At 62.6% G+C, this 19,875-nt stretch carries 14 protein-coding genes; 7 read left to right on the top strand and 7 right to left on the bottom strand.

Going from position 1 to position 19,875, the window contains the following annotated elements:
• Positions 1–88: 88 nt before the first annotated feature.
• The 5 genes from AC09SL_RS26985 (at position 89) to AC09SL_RS26965 (ending at position 8,593) form a co-directional block, all read left to right on the top strand.
• The gene (locus tag AC09SL_RS26985) at positions 89–4,402 is read left to right on the top strand and encodes a DEAD/DEAH box helicase (protein WP_058543349.1); all 4,314 of its coding nucleotides are present in this window, start codon (positions 89–91) and stop codon (positions 4,400–4,402) included.
• Positions 4,403–4,577: 175 nt separating this feature from the next.
• Positions 4,578–5,504, top strand: a complete 927-nt coding sequence (locus AC09SL_RS26980) for a DUF72 domain-containing protein (RefSeq protein ID WP_058543348.1) — start codon at positions 4,578–4,580, stop codon at positions 5,502–5,504.
• The gene (locus AC09SL_RS26975) at positions 5,501–6,310 is read left to right on the top strand and encodes an endonuclease/exonuclease/phosphatase family protein (RefSeq protein WP_058543347.1); all 810 of its coding nucleotides are present in this window, start codon (positions 5,501–5,503) and stop codon (positions 6,308–6,310) included. The genes AC09SL_RS26980 and AC09SL_RS26975 overlap by 4 nt, the downstream gene beginning before the upstream one ends.
• The gene (gene clsB / locus AC09SL_RS26970; protein ID WP_058543346.1) at positions 6,307–7,605 is read left to right on the top strand and encodes a cardiolipin synthase ClsB; all 1,299 of its coding nucleotides are present in this window, start codon (positions 6,307–6,309) and stop codon (positions 7,603–7,605) included. Before AC09SL_RS26975 ends, clsB begins: the two co-directional genes overlap by 4 nt.
• The gene (locus tag AC09SL_RS26965; protein WP_058543345.1) at positions 7,592–8,593 is read left to right on the top strand and encodes a lysylphosphatidylglycerol synthase domain-containing protein; all 1,002 of its coding nucleotides are present in this window, start codon (positions 7,592–7,594) and stop codon (positions 8,591–8,593) included. The genes clsB and AC09SL_RS26965 overlap by 14 nt, the downstream gene beginning before the upstream one ends.
• Before the next feature lie 61 nt (positions 8,594–8,654).
• On the opposite strand, the gene AC09SL_RS26960 is transcribed toward AC09SL_RS26965, so the two are convergent.
• From AC09SL_RS26960 to AC09SL_RS26950, 3 genes are all read right to left on the bottom strand, one after another.
• A complete protein-coding gene (locus AC09SL_RS26960) occupies positions 8,655–9,413 on the bottom strand; it encodes an alpha/beta hydrolase family protein (protein WP_058543344.1) in 759 nt (252 codons plus the stop codon).
• Positions 9,403–10,512 carry a DUF3182 family protein gene (locus AC09SL_RS26955; RefSeq protein WP_058543343.1) on the bottom strand — a complete coding sequence of 370 codons (1,110 nt, stop codon included), beginning with the start codon at positions 10,510–10,512 and terminating at the stop codon, positions 9,403–9,405. The genes AC09SL_RS26960 and AC09SL_RS26955 overlap by 11 nt, the downstream gene beginning before the upstream one ends.
• Positions 10,513–10,853: 341 nt before the next feature.
• A complete protein-coding gene (locus AC09SL_RS26950) occupies positions 10,854–11,849 on the bottom strand; it encodes a GlxA family transcriptional regulator (RefSeq protein WP_058543342.1) in 996 nt (331 codons plus the stop codon).
• Positions 11,850–11,947: 98 nt separating this feature from the next.
• Between AC09SL_RS26950 and AC09SL_RS26945 the strand changes: the two genes are divergently transcribed.
• Complete coding sequence (locus AC09SL_RS26945) at positions 11,948–12,511, top strand: cysteine hydrolase family protein (protein WP_058543341.1); 564 nt, start codon at positions 11,948–11,950, stop codon at positions 12,509–12,511.
• A 75-nt stretch (positions 12,512–12,586) separates the two neighbouring features.
• On the opposite strand, the gene AC09SL_RS26940 is transcribed toward AC09SL_RS26945, so the two are convergent.
• A complete protein-coding gene (locus AC09SL_RS26940; protein ID WP_003206078.1) occupies positions 12,587–13,108 on the bottom strand; it encodes a single-stranded DNA-binding protein in 522 nt (173 codons plus the stop codon).
• A gap of 9 nt (positions 13,109–13,117) precedes the next feature.
• The gene (locus tag AC09SL_RS26935) at positions 13,118–14,515 is read right to left on the bottom strand and encodes an MFS transporter (protein ID WP_058543340.1); all 1,398 of its coding nucleotides are present in this window, start codon (positions 14,513–14,515) and stop codon (positions 13,118–13,120) included.
• A 179-nt stretch (positions 14,516–14,694) separates the two neighbouring features.
• Between AC09SL_RS26935 and uvrA the strand changes: the two genes are divergently transcribed.
• Entirely contained in the window at positions 14,695–17,529 is a 2,835-nt protein-coding gene (gene uvrA / locus AC09SL_RS26930) for an excinuclease ABC subunit UvrA (protein ID WP_058543339.1), read from the top strand.
• Positions 17,530–17,624: 95 nt separating this feature from the next.
• Here uvrA and bfr read toward each other — a convergent pair whose 3' ends face one another.
• Both bfr and AC09SL_RS26920 read right to left on the bottom strand, forming a co-directional pair.
• The gene (gene bfr / locus AC09SL_RS26925; protein ID WP_058543338.1) at positions 17,625–18,089 is read right to left on the bottom strand and encodes a bacterioferritin; all 465 of its coding nucleotides are present in this window, start codon (positions 18,087–18,089) and stop codon (positions 17,625–17,627) included.
• Positions 18,090–18,247: 158 nt separating this feature from the next.
• The gene (locus tag AC09SL_RS26920; RefSeq protein ID WP_058543337.1) at positions 18,248–19,696 is read right to left on the bottom strand and encodes a catalase; all 1,449 of its coding nucleotides are present in this window, start codon (positions 19,694–19,696) and stop codon (positions 18,248–18,250) included.
• Between the last annotated feature and the right edge of the window lie 179 nt (positions 19,697–19,875).

Genomic DNA, 19,875 nt, shown 5'->3' with positions numbered 1-19,875 from the left:
CTCGCCACAGGGGCAGTATCCAGTTCAGTTTTGCACAGATACCCGACGGTACTTGCATCTTGCCCAACCCACCCGCATAAACTGCCCCATGAATCTACCCCTTGCAGCCAACCACGCCATGGCCGGCTTTCACCCGGCCGTTCGCGCCTGGTTCAGCCAGACATTCCCGGCGGTCACGGCCGCCCAGGCCCGGGCGTGGCCGTTGATCGGCCAGCGTCGTTCGACCCTGGTGGCGGCGCCTACCGGCTCAGGCAAGACCCTGACGGCTTTTCTCGCCGTGCTCGATGACCTGGTGCATCGCGGCCTGGAACAGGGCGGCCTGCCGGACCAGACCCTGGTGGTCTACGTCTCGCCGCTCAAGGCCCTGAGCAACGATATCCAGATCAACCTGCAGAATCCGCTGGCCGGCATCACCGAACAGCTGCGGCGGATGGACCTGCCGCCCCTGCACATCACCACCGCCGTGCGTACCGGCGACACACCGCAGAAAGAACGCTCGGCGATGCGCAAGACCGCACCGCACATCCTGGTCACCACGCCTGAATCGCTCTACGTGCTGCTCGGCTCCGACTCCGGCCGACAGATGCTCGCCAGCACCCGCACGGTCATCGTCGACGAAATCCACGCCATCGCCGCCAGCAAGCGCGGCAGCCACCTGGCCTTGAGCCTGGAACGCCTGCAAGCCCTGTGCGCCGAACCGCTGATGCGCATCGGCCTGTCCGCCACGCAAAAGCCCATCGAAGCGGTGTCACGTTTTCTCGTCGGCGAAGGGCGCACCTGTGAAATCGTCGACATCGGCCACGCCCGCCCCCGAGACCTGGACATCGAAGTGCCGCCGGTGCCGCTGTCGGCGGTGATGGCCAATGACGTATGGGAACTGGTCTACAACCGCCTCGCCGAGCTGGCCCGGGAACATCGCACCACCCTGGTGTTCGTCAACACGCGGCGCCTGGCCGAACGCCTGAGCCGTCATCTGAGCGAACGCCTGGGCAAGGACGCCGTGGCCGCCCACCATGGCAGCCTGGCAAAAGAGTTTCGCCTCGACGCCGAGCAACGCCTCAAACGCGGCGAACTGAAGGTGCTGATCGCCACCGCGTCCCTGGAGCTGGGCATTGATATTGGCGACGTCGACCTGGTCTGCCAGATCGCCTCGCCCCGCTCGATCTCGGCGTTCCTGCAACGGGTCGGGCGTTCCGGCCACCAGGTCGGTGGCACGCCCAAGGGACGCCTGTTCGCCACCACTCGCGACGACTTGATCGAATGCGCCGCCCTGCTCGACTGCGTACGCCGTGGCGAACTCGACATCCTGCACATCCCCAAGGCACCGCTGGATGTACTGGCCCAGCAGATCGTCGCCGAAGTCAGTTGCCAGGAATGGTCGGAACAAGCGCTGCTGGAAACCTTGCGCCGTGCCTCACCTTACGCGGAGCTGGACGAAGGGCATTACCAGGCGCTGTTGCAGATGCTCGCCGAAGGCCTGAATGGCCGCCAGGGCGTGCGCAGTGCCTATCTGCATCGCGATGCCGTCACGCGGACCTTGCGCGGGCGGCGGGGCAGCAAGCTCACGGCAGTAACCAGCGGCGGCACCATTCCGGACAATGCCGACTACAGCGTGCTGCTCGAACCCCAAGGGCTGAACATCGGCAGCGTCAACGAAGACTTCGCGGTGGAGAGCATCGCCGGCGATGTGTTCCAGTTGGGCAATACCTCGTATCGCATCATTCGCGTCGAGACCGGCCGCGTGCGGGTCGAGGATGCCCAGGGCCAGCCGCCGACCATCCCGTTCTGGCTCGGCGAAGCGCCGGGGCGCAGCGCCGAATTGTCCCTGGCCGTGGCGCGCCTGCAAGCCCAGCTCGATCAACTGCTCGGCGCCACGCCGGGCAACCTGCAACCGGCCCTCGATTGGCTCACCGGCACCCTGCAACTGAACCTGGCCAGCGCCGAACAACTGGTGGATTACCTGGCCCCGGCGCGCCTGGCCTTCGGCGCCCTGCCGTCCCAGGACACGCTGCTGATGGAGCGGTTTTTCGACGAGTCCGGCGGCACGCAACTGATCATCCACACGCCCTTCGGCAGCCGTATCAACCGCGCCTGGGGCCTGGCCTTGCGCAAGCGCTTCTGCCGCACCTTCAACTTCGAATTGCAGGCCGCCGCCAGTGAAGACGCCATCGTGCTCTCGCTGTCCACCAGCCACAGCTTCGAATTGGACGAGGTCTGGCGCTACCTCAACAGCCACAGCGCCGAGCAGATCCTGGTCCAGGCGGTGCTGGATGCGCCGCTGTTCGGCGTGCGCTGGCGCTGGAACGCTGGCGTGGCCCTGGCCTTGCCGCGCTATGCCGGCGGGCGCAAAGTCGCCCCGCAGATCCAGCGGATGAAAAGCGAAGACCTGATTGCCAGCGTATTCCCGGACCAGATCGCCTGCCTGGAAAACCTGGCCGGCGAGCGTGAGATCCCTGACCACCCGCTGGTGGAACAGACCCTCGACGATTGCCTGCACGAAGCCATGGACAGTGAAGGTTGGCTGACGCTGTTGCGGCGCATGGAAGCGGGCGAGGTTCGCCTGATCAGCCGCGACCTGCCGGCGCCCTCGCCGCTGGCGGCAGAAATCCTCAGCGCCCGCCCCTACACCTTTCTCGACGACGCGCCGCTGGAAGAACGGCGCACCCAGGCAGTGATCAATCGACGCTGGAGCGATCCACAGGCCACCGACGACCTTGGCGCACTGGACGCCGAAGCCATCCAGTCGGTCCGCGATGAGGCCTGGCCGACGCCGGCCAATCTCGATGAGATGCATGAAGCCCTGATGAGCCTGGGCTGCATCGCCGACAGCGAAGCCGACGCCCACGCGTCGTGGCTGGATTGGTTGCAGGCCTTGGCCGCCAGTGGCCGCGCCAGTCACCTGCAGATCAGCGCCGAGCGCGGTTTGTGGGTGCCGCTGGAGCGCCTGACCTGCCTGCAAGCCATTTATCCACAGGCCCGCTGGCAACCGGCACTGACGCCCCTGGCCGGCTTCGATGAAACCTGGGACAGCGACGAAGCCGTGGTGGAAGTGCTCCGCGCCCGGCTCAGCGCCTTTGGCCCGCTGCCGTCGAGGGCCATCGCCTACCCGCTGGGGCTGTCGACCCCGCAGGTCACCCAGGCCCTGGCGCAGCTCGAGCAACAAGGCTATGTGCTGCGCGGGCGGTTCACGCCGGGCACCGGCCAGGAGGAATGGTGCGAGCGGCATTTGCTGGCGCGGATCCATCGCTACACGGTCAAGCGCCTGCGCCGGGAAATCGAGCCGGTGATGTTGCAGGATTTCATGCGCTTTTTGTTCGACTGGCAGCATCTGTCGGCGACCAGTCAAGGCCGGGGCAATGCCGTGCTGCCGTCGATCCTTGGCCAGTTCGAAGGCTTCCCGGCCGCCGCGTCAGCCTGGGACAGCGACCTGTTGCCGGCGCGGATCAAGGACTACTCGCCCAGCTGGCTCGATGAGTTGTGTCGCAGTGGCAAGTGGGTATGGACACGCCTGAGCGCGCGCCAGAAGCCTAGCGCCAGTGCCCTGCGCAGCACGCCGGTGGTGCTGCTGCCGCGCAGTCAGGTGGCGTTGTGGAGCAGCCTGGCTGGGCAAACAGCCTTGGATGAGTTGTCGCCCAAGACGCAAAAAGTCCATCAGGCCCTCAGCGAGCACGGCGCGCTGTTTTTCGACGAACTGGCCCACGAAGCCCACCTGCTGCGCAGCGAACTGGAAATTGCCTTGCAGGAATTGGTGGGCGCCGGGCTGGTGAATGCCGACAGCTTTGCCGGCTTGCGCGCGCTGATCACCCCGGCCAGCAAACGCCAGGCCCGCAGCAGCCGACGCGGGCGCGGGGCGTTTGTCGGTGGTATGGATGACGCCGGGCGCTGGGCCTTGTTGCGCCGCAGTCAACCGGCGCCCGTGGAAGGCAACCGTCCCGCGCCCACACCGCCCGACACCCTGGAACACATCGCCATGACCCTGCTGCGCCGTTACGGCGTGGTGTTCTGGCGCTTGCTGGAGCGCGAGGCCGACTGGCTGCCGAGTTGGCGCGAGCTGCTGCGCACCTTTCATCGCTTGGAAGCGCGGGGCGAGATTCGTGGCGGGCGTTTTGTCAGCGGGCTGGCGGGCGAACAATTCGCCCTGCCCGAAGCCATCCCGCTGCTGCGCGAAACTCGCCGCCGCCCCACCGATGGCAGCCTGGTGGCGGTGTGCGGGGTCGACCCGTTGAACCTGGCCGGCACCTTGCTGCCGGGGGCGAAAGTGCCGGCACTGGCGAGTAATCGGCTGGTGTATCGCGATGGTTTGCCGGTGGCGGCACAGATTGCCGGCAAGCAGCATCTTTGGGTGGAGTTGGATGCTCAAGCGATGACTGAAGTGCGCAATAAGATCCTCCATAAAATTTGAGGCCAGCAGCTCACCGTGGTCTTTCAGACATCAAGGCGCCTGTTCGCGGGCAAGCCTTGCTCCCACGCAACGGGCAAGCCCCTCCACCGCTGGGCACTCCATCGAAACTTTCCGGGCCGCGTAACAGTCATCACAAGACACAGGCGGTACGAGGTCATTGGCACGGGAGGGATACATGACGGCGATCCACATTGGTATTTCCGGCTGGCGCTACACGCCTTGGCGGGGGGATTTCTACCCCAAGGGGCTGACCCAGAAACGGGAATTGCAATTCGCCTCGCGAGCGGTCAACAGCATCGAAATCAATGGATCGTTCTACGCCCTGCAACGCCCCGAACGGTATGCCCAGTGGTATGCCGAGACACCGCCCGGCTTCGTGTTCAGCGTCAAGGCCCCGCGCTTCATCACTCACATCAAGCGTCTGCGGGACATCCGCAAGCCTTTGGCCAACTTCTTCGCCTCCGGCGTGCTGGAGCTCAAGGAGAAACTGGGCGCGATCCTCTGGCAGTTTCCCCCAAGCTTCAAATTCGACCCCGAACTGTTCGAAGACTTCCTCAAGCAACTGCCCCACGACACCGAAGGCGCCGCCGCCCTGGCCCGCGAACACGAGCCACGCCTGGACGGCCACGCCAGCACCACGACTGACAAAAAGCGCCCACTGCGCCATGCCGTGGAAATCCGCCATGACAGCTTCATCGACCCGCACTTCGTCACGTTGCTCAAGCGCTATGACGTGGCCCTGGTGATTGCCGACACCGCCGGTAAATGGCCTTATCGCGAAGACGTCACCAGCGATTTCGTCTACCTGCGCCTGCACGGTGCCGAGCAGCTGTATGCCAGCGGCTACACCGACGAGGCGTTGAAGCGCTGGGGCGAGCGGATTGAGGCCTGGAGCCACGGCAAGCAACCCGCCGACGCCCACCTGATCGACCCCGACAAAAAGCCCCGGGCACGCAAAAGCCGGGAAGTGTTCTGCTATTTCGACAACGACATCAAAGTCCGCGCGCCCTATGACGCACGTCACTTGCTGGAGCGCTTTCATCTGGACAAGGACCTCGCCACCGCGCCCGGCGAGCGCCCGGCCGAAGGGGTATTACCATGAACCGCCCGCAAACCAGCGAAACAACTCGCGAGCCGACCCAGCAACAGCCCCAGGTTCTCGACCGGGTCAGCCACTTCACCGTGCTGACGGTCAACACTCACAAGGGTTTCACCGCCCTGAACCGGCGCTTCATCCTGCCGGAACTGCGCGAAGCGGTGCGCAGTGTGTCCGCCGATGTGGTGTTCTTGCAGGAAGTCCACGGCACCCATGAACACCACCCCCAGCGCTACAGCAACTGGCCGAGCATGCCGCAATACGAGTTCCTGGCCGATAGCCTCTGGCCGCAGTTCGCCTACGGGCGCAACGCGGTGTACCCGGCGGGCGACCACGGCAACGCGCTGTTGTCGAAATTCGAGATCATCCGCCACGACAACCTGGACGTGTCCATCAGTGGCCATGAAAACCGCGGCATGCTCCACAGCGTGCTGCGCCTGCCGGGCGATGGACCGCACGTGCATGCCATTTGCGTGCACTTGGGGCTGCGCGAAGGTCATCGTGTCGAGCAACTCAAGCTGCTTTGCCAGCGCTTGAGCGAACTGCCGCCCGACGCGCCGGTTATCGTTGCCGGCGACTTCAACGACTGGCGCGGCAAGGCCAGCGAACTGCTCGAACCCTGCGGCCTGCGGGAAGTGTTCGCCGAACAGTGGGGCAAACCGGCCCGCAGCTTTCCGGCGCGCCTGCCAGTCCTGCGCCTGGACCGCATCTACGTGCGCAACCTCAAGGCCCGTCATCCCAAGGTGTTGAGCGTCCGACCCTGGTCGCACCTCTCCGACCACGCACCGCTGTCGGTGGAGATCCAATTATGAGCGCGACGATGAACAAGGCGACGGTTGAGCAGCTCGATACGCCCCCCACGGAACGCAACCCGGCGCTGGTCGATATCGAATACGGCTGGCACGGCAACAATCGCGTCAAGCTGCTGGAAAACGGCGAGGAATATTTTCCCAGGGTCTTCGAGGCCATTCGCCGGGCCGAGACAGAAATCCTTCTTGAGACCTTCATCCTGTTCGAGGACAAGGTCGGCATTGAACTGCGGGATCTGTTGGTCGAAGCCGCCGAGCGTGGCGTGCGCATCACCGTCAGCCTCGATGGCTTCGGCTGCGGTGAGCTGACCAACACTTTCCTGGCATCGCTGAGCGACGCCGGGGTGCGCTTGCAGATGTTCGATCCGGCGCCCCGGCACTTGGGGATCCGCACTAACTGGTTCCGCCGCCTGCACCGCAAGATCGTGGTGGTGGACGGGGTGATTGCGTTTATCGGCGGGATCAACTTTTCCGCCGACCACCTGGGCGATTTTGGCCCCGAGGCCAAGCAGGACTATTCCGTGGAAGTCAAAGGCCCGGCGGTGGTGGATATCCACCATTTCGCGCTGTTGCAGAGTGGCCGGCCGGCCCGGGCCAAATACTGGTGGCAACGCCGACGCCGACGCCGCAACGAGCTGGCGTTCAGCGACCATGACGGCCAGGTACGCCTGGTCTACCGGGATAACCACGATCACCAGACCGACATCGAAGAGGTCTACCTGCAAGTGCTGCGCAGTGCCCAGCGGCGGGTGGTGATCGCCAATGCCTATTTCTTCCCTGGCTACCGGTTGCTGCGCGAGATCCGCAATGCCGCGCGCCGTGGCGTGGAAGTGCGGCTGATCCTGCAGGGCCAGCCGGACATGATGATCGCCAAGCTCGCCGCACGCATGCTCTATAGCTACCTGCTCAAGGCCGGCGTGGTGATCTACGAATATTGCGAGCGACCGCTGCACGGCAAGGTGGCCCTGGTGGATGAGGACTGGAGCACGGTGGGTTCGAGCAACCTCGACCCGCTGAGCCTGTCCCTGAACCTGGAAGCCAATGTGCTGATCCGCGACCGAGGGTTCAACCGCGAGCTGTTCGAGCGCCTCGACTACCTGAGCCGCAACCATTGCACCGTCATGCCCGAAAGCGACGCCCCCCGGGGCCTGCTGTGGCGCATGACCATCGGTTTCATGGTGTTCCACTTTTTGCGCCACTTCCCCGCCTGGGCCGGCTGGCTGCCGGCCCATAAACCCCGTCTGAAACCTTTTACGCCGCCGACGGCGGTCCGGAGCGAGCCCCATGAACCACTCTGAAGCGCACACCGCGCCGAGAGATGCCCACGCGCCGGAACAGGCCAAGCCCAAATCGCGCTGGAACCGCTGGAAAAGACCGCTGACCCTGGCGTTTTTTCTGCTGCTGATCGTACTGTTCACCGCCCTGGCCCGGCGCATCGATTGGTCCGAAGTGTTCGCCACCCTGGCTGATTTCAAGGTACGCACGCTGATCATCGCAGCCGCACTGACCGCCACCAGCTTCATCACCTATGCCTGCTTCGACCTGATCGGTCGCACCTATATCCGCCAGAAACTGGGTTGGCGACAGATCTTGCCGGTGGGGGTGATCAGTTACGCGTTCAACCTCAACCTCAGCGCCTGGGTCGGTGGCATCGCCATGCGTTATCGGCTGTATTCACGGCTGGGAGTCAGCACCGGCAACATCGCCAAGATCCTCGGCCTGAGCCTGGCCACCAACTGGTTCGGCTACATGACCCTGGCCGGCGTGGTGTTCAGCAGTGGCTTGGTGACCATGCCACCGGGCTGGAAACTCAGCAGCGATGCGTTGCAAGGCGTCGGCGCGCTGTTGTTGCTGGTGAGCGCAGGTTATCTCGTGGCCTGCCGGTTTTCCAAGCGCCGGGCGTGGATCGTCCGCGGCATGGAAATCAACCTGCCGTCGCTGCGCATGGCGCTGCTGCAGCTGGCGTTGGGCGCGTTGAACTGGTCGTTGATGGCGGCGGTGATCTTCACGTTGCTGCCCAACAAACTGGATTACCCACTGGTGCTCGGGGTGTTGCTGATCAGCAGCATTGCCGGGGTCATCACTCACATTCCGGCGGGGCTTGGGGTGTTGGAGGCGGTGTTCATTGCCCTGCTGCAACATGAGGCGTCGCGGGGCAGCCTGCTGGCGGGGCTGATCGCCTACCGGGCGATCTACTTCATCCTGCCGTTGCTGATTACCGCGGTGATGTACCTGGTGATCGAGGCGAAGGCCAAGGCGTTGCGGGTCAAGCCTGGGCCTAAGTGATGGGTTGCCTGAATGATGAGTTGCTCGCGAAGAGGCCCACACAGACGATACAAAATCCTGATCACCGCTCCTGAATAATGCTCAACCGCTCTCCCACCACCATTTCCGTGATCCAGTCCACCAGGATCGAGGTGTAGGCCTGTTGTGACACGGGGTCGCTCAGGGCATGGTCGGCACCGTCGATGATCCGATGGGTCAGCGAGTGGGTCTGCTGGCACGCCGCCCGGTAGCTCATGATGGTGGCATGGGGCACGTAGACATCGGTTTCGGACTCCACCAGCAACACATCGCCGGTGAACTGCGAACAGGCATGCAAGGCGCGGTTGGTGCCGGCGTGCACCAGGGTGCTGCGGTAATCCAGCAGGTCGGTCTTGTCCAGGTCGCGCTTGGGGGTATGCCATTGCTCGTCGCGGTACAGTGCCGGCACCCGCAAGGCCAGCCAACGTACCGGGCGCAACGAAGTGAGGATCGAAGCCAGGTAACCGCCATAGCTGGTACCCACCACGGCAATCGCCGAGGTATCCAAGGCCGGGTGCGCGAGCAGGCGGTCGTATGCCGCCAACAGGTCCCGCAGGTTGTCCTCGCGGGTGACCCGCGCCAACGGGATCCCCGCCCCGCCGGTGTGCCCGCGCAAGTCGAAGGTCAGGCACACGCAACCGAGGCCGGCGATGCCTTTGGCCCGTTCCAGGTCCCGCTCCTGGCTACCGCCCCAACCGTGCACGAACAACACGCCAGGGACCTTCGATTTGGGGCTCAGGAACGTCCCGTTCATATGTTCATCGTCAATCTCGATCTGAATGGTTTCACTTCTAGCCGTCATAGGATTGAACCGTTACGTATTTGAGAAGGAAGTCGCCGTTGTGCGCCGCGCCGCGATAGACCACCCTGGCGCCGGGCGGCAGCGATTGTTCGGTGTAGGTCTCCACCGAGGACACTCGCACCGCGCTGGTTGCGGGCGCTTCGACGAACACCTGCAACGCCGCCAGTTCGGCGCTGCTGGCGCCGCCCATGCGCCATGATTGTTCCAACACGCCGCCACGCGGCTGGCCGGCGGCGTCCAGGCCCTGGGCAATGTCGTAATTGCGCCGCGACGCAAAAAAGCTCGGGTAGGCCTGGTTGGCGGCGTCATCGAACACTTGCGCCAGCCGCACCGCCTCGCGCACATCGTCGGGCAGTTCGAGCTTGAGCAACTCGATATAGCCGCCCTGCACCACCAGCAGGTCCGAGCCGCCGTACACCTCCAACCCTTCACTGTCATGGGTCAGGTGTTGCACGCCGCAATAGCTCAAGGCCTTGCCGCCGATGAGGCTCTGGCCGACGCTCTGGGTCTTGACCTCGTTGAGGTGCTGTTCCAACACCACCCCATCGCGAAACAGCGCCTGGGCGTCAGGCCCGGCGACAATTTCATCGAACTGCGCCAGGCTCTTGATCAGCCGTTGACCACGCCCGGCACAGGCATGGATCGGCTTGAGGCGGATCGGCCCGGTGTACAGCAAATGCTCGGCGGCGGGGCGCGCATCCTTGAGCGAAAAGACCGTCACGCCATCGAGTACCGCGCCTCGCGTGAGCTTGGCAAACAGCGGCGACCAGCCTTTGGGCGCCACGGCGTCCTTATTCAACAGACCATGGGTAATTGCCTTGGTGCAGATAAAATCATGCTCGACATACCCGCCCCACACATCCTCGGGCCCCTTGACCCCCAGGCGCATCGCGGCTTCGGCGCCGATCAGGGTTTGCGTGGGCAACAGATAAAGATCATGACCGGCATGCCGCTGGGCGTCATGGCTGTCGCCGTATTCCCATCCCAGGATCTGCGCCAGCCACTGGGCCAGTGCACGATTGGTCTCGACCTCATGGCGCGGCGCTTGTGGATTGACCGAATAGGCCACTACCCGCTTGTTGCGATTGACGGATGTCATGCGTTGCCCTTTTTCCTGCGCTCGATGGCTTTGGATAAGGAAAGGTGCAGAGATCAGGCCAACGGTGTCATCGCAAGGATGGGGCAGCCAAGCGGGTGTATCGCGCGCAGTTGATAGCACCGGGCCTGTTTCATTCTGCACGACAGACGGTCGACGTCCCGCAAATTGCACGATGCTTGGACCAGGCACTGTTCCCTGTGGCGAGGGGATTTATCCCCGCTGGGCTGCGAAGCAGCCCTGAAACCTGACATCGCGGCGTATCAGGCGAACTGCATTTGCCTCTTCTGGGGCTGCTTCGCAGCCCAGCGGGGATAAATCCCCTCGCCACAAAGAGTCCAGGGTCAGCCTTTGGGAGTACTCGGCGGGCTCACCCCAAACCGCGCCCGGTAATCACTCGGCGCCAACCCGGTTATTTTCTTGAACGTCGCGCGAAAGGCGCTCGGGTCCTGGTAACCGACGGTCCAGGCAATGTGGTCGATGGTGCCATTGGTGAACTCCAGCATTTCCCGAGCCTTGCCGACGCGCAGGTGCTGGCAGTACTCAGTGGGCTTGAGCCCCGTGGCGGCGCGAAACCGGCGCAGGAAAGTGCGCTCCTCCAACCCGGCGCGTTCGGCCATCGCACCGAGGGAAACCTCCACCGCGCCGCTGCTTTGCAGCCAATGCTGGACCTTGAGAATTGCCGGGTCGCCATGGCCGAGAATCGGTGCAAAATTACTCCCGCACTGGCTCGCGCTGTCGCTGTGTTCAATCACCAGAAATTGCGCCGTGCGCGTGGCGATGCTGGGCCCAAGCAAGCGGTCCACCAAACGAAGCCCCAGTTCTGACCAGGCCATCAACCCGGCGGTGGTGATCAAGTCGCCGTCGTCGACGATGGGTTTGTCGGCGTTGAGCTTGATCTTCGGGTAACGCGCCGCAAAGGACTTGGCCGACGTCCAGTGGGTAGTAGCGCTGCGCCCGTCGAGCAGGCCGCTTTCGGCCAGCAGGATCGAGCCCACACACACACCGCCCAACACGGTGCCGCCCGCATGCTGCGCACGCAGCCAAGCCATCAGCGTTGGCGAGGCCAGTTCGTCATCGAAGCCGGCAAGCGACGGCGGAATCAGCAACGCCACCAAATGGCCCGTCGGGCCGGTTTCGCTGTCGAACACCCGCCGCGGCGCCTCGTCGTTGTCGATTTGCCAGTGACTGACCCGCAACCGTGGCAATTGTGCACTGGTTTGCTCGGCCGCGATCCGATGGGCCACGGCGAACAGATCGGTCAAGCCATGCACCGCCGCCATTTGCGCGCCGGGGTAGATAAGCACCCCAAGCTCGGCGACTGCCCTTTGCTGCGCCATTGTCAGTTTTCCCTCGCTTATTGTCGTTGCGGCCAATCCTCGAACCGGCGGTAAACGCCAATACTGGCGCCCTCTCTCACCTGATAAAGGAAGCCTTCATGTCCAAGCAAGCGCTCATCGTAGTCGATATCCAGAACGACTACTTCCCCCAGGGCAAATGGCCGCTGGTCGATGCCGACGTCGCCGCCGATAACGCCGCACGGTTGATCGAAGCGTTTCGCCAGGCCGGCGACAGCGTGGTGCACATCCGCCACGAATTCACCTCCGACGACGCGCCCTTCTTCACCCCAGGCTCCGAAGGCGCACAACTGCACCCCAAGGTGCTCAATCGCGCCGATGAACCGGTGGTGCTCAAGCACTTCGTCAATGCGTTTCGCGAAACCGAACTGCAAGCCCTCCTCGACCAGCACGGCATCGAACAACTGGTGGTCGTCGGCAGCATGAGCCACATGTGCGTCGAGGGCGTAGTACGGGCAGCGGCGGACCTGGGCTATGGAGTCACGGTGATCCACGACGCTTGTGCCACCCTCGACCTGGAATTCAACGGCGTCGTCGTGCCGGCTGCCCAGGTGCATGCGGCGGTCATGGCAGCGCTGGGGTTTGCCTACGCGAGTGTGGTGAGCACTGAACAGTTTTTGGGCGCCAGCCGGACGCAGCCATAAGTTTCAAGCGAAAAAAAACCGCGCCTCGGAAACGAAGCGCGGTTTTGTTGTTAGCTCGGAGCTATGAACTGCTCTTTAGAACGGAATATCGTCATCAAAGCTGTCGAAATCCGGAGCCGGTTGCGGCGCGGCCTGTTGTGGGGCCGGGCGTTCGCGTTGTGGCTGCGGAGCCGACTGCGGACGAGGCGCCTGCTGACGCGGGGCCGGAGCCGACTGCTGGTAGTTGTTGCCACCTTGTTGCTGGTCGCCCTGTGGACGGCCGCCCAACAGTTGCATGGTGCCTTGCATGTCAACCACGATTTCGGTGGTGTAACGCTTGATACCGTCCTTTTCCCACTCGCGGGTCTGCAGCTTGCCTTCGATGTACACTTGCGAGCCTTTGCGCAGGTATTCGCCGGCGATCTCAGCCACTTTGCCGAACATCGACACGCGGTGCCATTCGGTCTTCTCGACCTTCTGGCCGGTCTGCTTGTCGGTCCACTGTTCGCTGGTCGCCAGACTCAGGTTGGTCACGGCGTTGCCGTTGGGCAGGTAGCGAACTTCAGGATCCTGGCCGCAAGTACCGACCAATATGACTTTGTTAACCCCACGGGCCATAACGTTCTCCTAGGCTTCGCACGTGGTCGGGGCCGGGTTGTTCACCAGGCGCTCGAGCGTCGCGCGATCCAATAATTCGGTGTCGAGTTTGATATACACGGCCGCCTCGTCGGCGACCACCACTGCATCGGTTACTCCAACGACGGCCTTCAGACGCTCGGTCAGGCCAGCCTCACGAATCGCCTCGGGCGATAAGGGCAAGCGCAGGCTCGTCACATAGGGAGGTTCGCGCATGGTAACAGCAAAGGCTAACCAAAGTGCAGCCAGCGCGGCACATCCCAGGAACACAACCGACAAACCGCCATGCTGGAACAGCCAGCCGCCGAGGATTCCGCCCAACGCTGAACCCAGGAACTGGCTGGTGGAATAGACCCCCATCGCGGTGCCCTTGCCGCCCGCCGGTGAAACCTTGCTGATCAGCGACGGCAGCGATGCTTCCAGCAGATTGAACGCGGTGAAGAACACCACCGTGCCAATCACCAGGGCCCGCAAGCTATCGCCGAACTGCCAGAAGAATAGCTCAGTGAGCATCAGCGTCGTGACGGCGCCTAGCAAAACTCGTTTCATTTTGCGTCGTTTCTCGCCATAGATGATGAACGGGATCATGGCGAAGAACGAAATCAGCAGCGCCGTCAGGTAGACCCACCAGTGCTGCTCCTTGGGCAGGCCGGCCTTCTCGACCAGGGCCAGCGGCAGGGCTACGAAACTGGACATCAGCATGGCGTGGAGCGCGAAAATGCCCAGGTCCAGGCGCAACAGGTCCGGGTGCTTGAGCGTCGGGATCAGCGCCTGGCGCGCCACCCCGGACTCACGGTGCTGCAACGGCCCGGTGGAACGCGGCACCATGAACGCCACGATCAGGATGCCTATCAGCGCCATGACTCCGGTGGCCAGGAACAGCCCCGACAAACCAAAGGCACGGGTCAGCAAGGGGCCTACGACCATGGCGACAGCGAACGACAGACCAATGGTCATGCCGATCATGGCCATGGCCTTGGTCCGATGCTGTTCGCGGGTCAAGTCCGACAGCAGCGCCATGACAGCCGCGGAAATAGCCCCGGCGCCCTGTAGGATGCGTCCGGCGATCACGCCCCAGATCGAGTCGGCATTGGCCGCCAGCACACTGCCCAGGGCGAAGACGATCAGCCCCAGGTAGATGATCGGACGCCGGCCGATGCGGTCGGAAATGATCCCGAACGGGATCTGGAAGATCGCCTGGGTCAGGCCATAAGCGCCAATCGCCAACCCAATGAGGGCCGGGGTCGCGCCAGCCAGGTCCATGCCATAGGTCGCCAGCACCGGCAACACCATGAACATGCCCAGCATACGGAAGGCGAACACCAGGGCCAGACCGCTTGCTGCGCGCGTCTCGCCACTACTCATGCGTTCGCTGTGGGGATCTTGCATGGAAAAACCTCATGTGAACCGGCGGCGATTCTACCAGTCCCATCGATTGAGAGGGTATATGGCGACCGTTTGCCGCGCAGTCTTCATGTATGGCTGCAATCGCACCTTCAATAGTGTGCATCCATCCAGTATTTGCCCGTATACTCCTACGTTTTCGACGCCCGCCGAGCGAGGCCACTTTGGACAAGATCCTGATTCGTGGGGCCCGTACCCACAACCTGAAGAACATCGACCTGACCCTGCCACGGGACAAGCTGATCGTCATCACCGGCCTGTCCGGATCCGGCAAATCATCCCTGGCCTTCGACACGCTGTACGCTGAAGGCCAGCGACGCTATGTCGAATCGCTGTCAGCCTACGCCCGGCAGTTCCTGTCGATGATGGAAAAACCCGACGTCGACACCATCGAAGGCCTGTCGCCGGCCATTTCCATCGAACAGAAGTCGACCTCCCATAACCCACGGTCGACGGTCGGTACCATCACCGAGATCTACGACTACCTGCGCTTGCTGTATGCGCGAGTCGGCATTCCCCGCTGCCCCGATCACGACATTCCCCTGGAAGCCCAGACCGTCAGCCAGATGGTCGACCTGGTGCTGGCCCAGCCGGAAGGCAGCAAGCTGATGTTGCTGGCGCCGGTGATTCGCGAGCGCAAGGGCGAACACCTGATGGTTTTCGAAGAACTGCGCGCCCAGGGCTTCGTGCGGGCCCGGGTCAACGGCAAGCTGTGCGAACTGGACGAACTGCCGAAGCTGGATAAGCAGAAGAAGCATTCGATCGATGTAGTGGTCGATCGCTTCAAGGTCCGCGCCGATCTGCAACAGCGGTTGGCCGAGTCCTTCGAGACGGCGCTGAAGCTGGCCGATGGCATCGCCCTGGTCGCGCCGATGGACGACGAGCCCGGCGAGGAAATCATTTTCTCCGCGCGCTTCGCCTGCCCGGTCTGCGGCCACGCCATCAGCGAGCTGGAACCCAAGCTGTTCTCCTTCAACAACCCGGCTGGCGCCTGCCCGACCTGCGATGGCCTGGGGGTCAAGCAGTTCTTCGACACCAAGCGACTGGTCAATGGCGAGCTGACCCTGGCCGAAGGCGCGATTCGCGGCTGGGACAGGCGTAACGTCTATTACTTCCAGATGCTCGGCTCGCTGGCGGCCCATTACAAGTTCAGCCTGGACAAGCCGTTCAACGAGCTGCCCGCCGACCAGCAGAAATTCATCCTGCAAGGCAGCGGCTCGCAGAATGTCGACTTCAAATACCTCAACGACCGCGGCGACATCGTCAAGCGCTCCCACCCGTTCGAAGGCATCGTGCCGAACCTGGAGCGACGCTACCGCGAGACCGAATCGGCCAGTGTGCGCGAAGAACTGGCCAAGTTCCTCAGCACCCAACCCTGCCCGGATTGCCGTGGCACCCGTCTGCGTCGCGAAGCGCGGCACGTGTGGGTCGGCGAGAAGACGCTGCCGGCGGTGACCAACCTGCCGATTGGCGACGCCACCGATTATTTCGGCGGTTTGAAGCTCACTGGCCGTCGGGGCGAAATCGCCGACAAGATCCTCAAGGAAATTCGCGAGCGCCTGCAGTTTCTGGTGAACGTCGGCCTGGACTACCTGACCCTCGATCGCAGCGCCGACACCTTGTCCGGCGGCGAAGCCCAGCGTATCCGCCTCGCCAGCCAGATCGGCGCCGGCCTGGTGGGGGTGATGTACATCCTCGACGAGCCGTCCATCGGCCTGCACCAACGGGATAACGACCGGCTGCTCGGCACCCTGAAGCACCTGCGGGACATCGGCAACACGGTGATCGTGGTCGAGCACGATGAAGACGCGATTCGCCTGGCCGACTACGTGGTGGACATCGGCCCGGGCGCGGGCGTGCATGGCGGGCACATCGTCGCCCAGGGCACCGCCGCCGAAGTCATGGCGCACCCTGACTCGCTGACGGGTAAATACCTGTCTGGCCGGGTCAAGATCAAGGTCCCGGCCAAACGTACGCCACGCAACAAGAAGTTGTCGCTGACCCTCAAGGGTGCTCGCGGCAACAACTTGCGCAACGTCGACCTGGAAATCCCGATTGGCCTGCTGACCTGTGTTACCGGCGTCTCCGGCTCCGGCAAGTCGACGTTGATCAACAACACCCTGTTCCCCCTCAGCGCCACGGCCCTGAACGGCGCCACCACCCTGGAAGCGGCCGCCCACGACAGCATCAAGGGCCTGGAGCACCTGGATAAAGTGGTCGACATCGACCAGAGCCCGATTGGCCGTACCCCGCGTTCCAACCCGGCGACCTATACCGGGTTGTTCACACCGATCCGCGAACTGTTCGCCGGCGTACCGGAGTCCCGTTCGCGTGGCTACGGCCCGGGGCGTTTCTCGTTCAACGTCAAGGGCGGGCGCTGCGAAGCCTGCCAGGGCGATGGCCTGATCAAGGTGGAAATGCACTTCCTGCCAGACATCTACGTGCCGTGCGACGTGTGCAAGAGCAAGCGCTACAACCGCGAAACCCTGGAGATCAAGTACAAGGGCAAGAACATCCACGAAACCCTCGAGATGACTATCGAGGAAGCACGGGTGTTCTTCGACGCGGTGCCGGCCCTGGCGCGCAAGCTCCAGACGCTGATGGATGTCGGCCTGTCGTATATCAAGCTGGGACAGTCGGCAACCACGCTGTCGGGCGGTGAAGCCCAGCGGGTCAAGTTGTCCCGCGAGCTGTCCAAGCGCGACACCGGCAAGACCCTGTATATCCTCGACGAGCCGACCACAGGCCTGCACTTCGCCGATATCCAGCAATTGCTCGACGTGCTGCACCGCCTTCGTGACCACGGCAACACCGTGGTGGTGATCGAACACAACCTGGACGTAATCAAGACCGCTGACTGGCTGGTGGACCTGGGGCCGGAAGGTGGTTCCAAAGGTGGCCAGATCATCGCCGTAGGGACGCCGGAACAAGTGGCCGAGATGAAGCAGTCCTACACCGGCTACTACCTCAAGCCGCTGCTGGAACGTGATCGGGACTGATTTTACCCGAGCACGAAAAAGCCCCTGTCATCTCATCGATGGCAGGGGCTTTTTTGCGATTTCGAAAGGATCGCAGCCTTCGGCAGCTCCTACATTCAGAACTGCGATTGCAGGTAGTTTTCCAACCCGACCAGCTTGATCAGACCCAACTGCTTCTCCAGCCAGTAGGTGTGGTCTTCTTCGGTGTCGTTGAGCTGGATCCGCAGGATCTCGCGGGTCACGTAGTCGTTGTGCTGCTCACAGAGCTCGATGCCTTTGCACAGCGCAGCGCGGACTTTGTATTCCAGGCGCAGATCGGCGGCGAGCATATCGGGCACCGTGGTGCCGACGTCAAGATCATCGGCACGCATGCGTGGCGTACCTTCGAGCATCAGGATCCGGCGCATCAGCGCATCGGCGTGCTGGGTCTCTTCTTCCATCTCGTGGTTGATACGTTCGTAGAGCTCGGTAAAACCCCAATCCTCGTACATCCGCGAATGGATGAAATATTGATCACGGGCTGCCAGTTCGCCTGTCAGCAACGTGTTGAGGTAATCGATTACGTCTGGGTGACCTTGCATCGCCCTACATCTCCACAAGCTTTTAAAGGTTGTAGTTTGAACCAAGCTGACCGCAAGGTCACTGCCTCAACGCTACAAAAGCGAAGAAAATCCGAGAAAACCAGGTTAAATAACGCAAAAACCGCCCTAATGAGGGCGGTTCTGCTTCTCGTTTAGACTTAGGTAAGCGCTATACCCAAGGCTTTTGCAATGCCTTCTCCATAAGCAACATCTGCCTTGAAGAAGTGCTGCAACTGGCGGTCAACCACATCCGGCGATACGCCAGCCATCGCACCGGCGATGTTGCTGATCAACAGCGCTTTCTGCTCATCGCTCATCAAGCGGAACAGCGCACCAGCGTGGCTGTAGTAGTCAGTGTCTTCGCGATGATCGTAACGATCCGCCGCGCCACTGAGGGCCAGTGCTGGTTCTGCGTAACGTGGAGCCTGCTTCGGCGCTTCCACGTAGCTGTTAGGCTCGTAGTTCGGAGCCGCCCCGCCATTGCTGCCAAACGCCATGGCGCCGTCGCGCTGGTAGGTATTGACCGGACTGCGCGGCGCATTCACCGGCAATTGCTGGTGATTGGTGCCCACACGGTAGCGGTGCGCATCAGCGTAGGCGAAAACGCGGCCCTGCAACATGCGATCCGGCGAGAGACCAACCCCTGGCACCATGTTGCTAGGGCCAAACGCCGCTTGCTCGACTTCGGCAAAATAATTCAGCGGGTTACGGTTGAGCTCCAGCACGCCGACTTCAATCAGCGGAAACTCTTTCTGCGACCAGGTCTTGGTGACGTCAAACGGATTCTCGTAATGCGCCGCGGCCTGGGCCTCGGTCATGACCTGGATGCAAACGCTCCATTTCGGGAAGTCACCGCGCTCGATGGCGCTGAACAAATCACGCTGGGCGTAATCCGGGTCGGTACCCGCCAGGCGTGCTGCCTCTGCCGGCGCGAGGTTCTTGATCCCTTGCTGGGTCTTGTAGTGCCACTTCACCCAGTGGCGCTCACCCTGTGCGTTGATCAGGCTGTAGGAGTGACTGCCGAAGCCGTGCATGTGGCGGTAGCCATCCGGAATACCGCGATCGGAAAACAGAATGGTGACCTGGTGCAGCGCCTCAGGCGAATGCGACCAGAAATCCCACATCGCTTGCGCGCTTTTCAGATTGCTTTGCGGCAGACGTTTCTGGGTGTGGATGAAATCTGGAAACTTCAACGGATCACGGATGAAGAATACCGGCGTGTTATTGCCGACGATGTCCCAGTTGCCTTCCTCGGTGTAGAACTTCAGGGCGAAGCCGCGCGGGTCGCGCTCAGTGTCAGCCGAACCACGCTCGCCGCCCACAGTGGAGAACCGCAGGAAGGTGGGCGTCTGCTTGCCAACCGATTCGAACAACTTGGCGCTGGTGTATGAGGTGATATCTCGGGTGACGGTGAATGTACCGTAGGCGCCCGAGCCTTTGGCGTGCACACGGCGCTCAGGGATGTTTTCGCGGTTGAAGTGAGCAAGCTTCTCGATCAGGTGAAAGTCGTCGAGCAGCAGCGGGCCGCGCGGGCCGGCGGAGCGAGAGTTCTGGTTATCGGCGACAGGAGCGCCGCTGGCGGTCGTAAGCGTTTTGGTCTGGCTCATGCTCAAATCTTCCTAGGTCGGTCTTCGAACTGCCGGCTAATCGGCTGGAAAGGAGTATTGATCATGTTAATGACAGTATCCAAATTCATTAAATCATGGGCATCGATAGTCATTATCTAACGCTGAATACTTGCCGATAGCCAAGCTAGGCGAAACAGCCCGTCTGCTTTTCCTCCAGG

The sequence above is a fragment of the Pseudomonas sp. PF05 genome (assembly GCF_056521845.1).
Note: the sequence above shows the minus strand (reverse complement) of the source record. Positions and strands in the feature narration are given on the sequence as shown.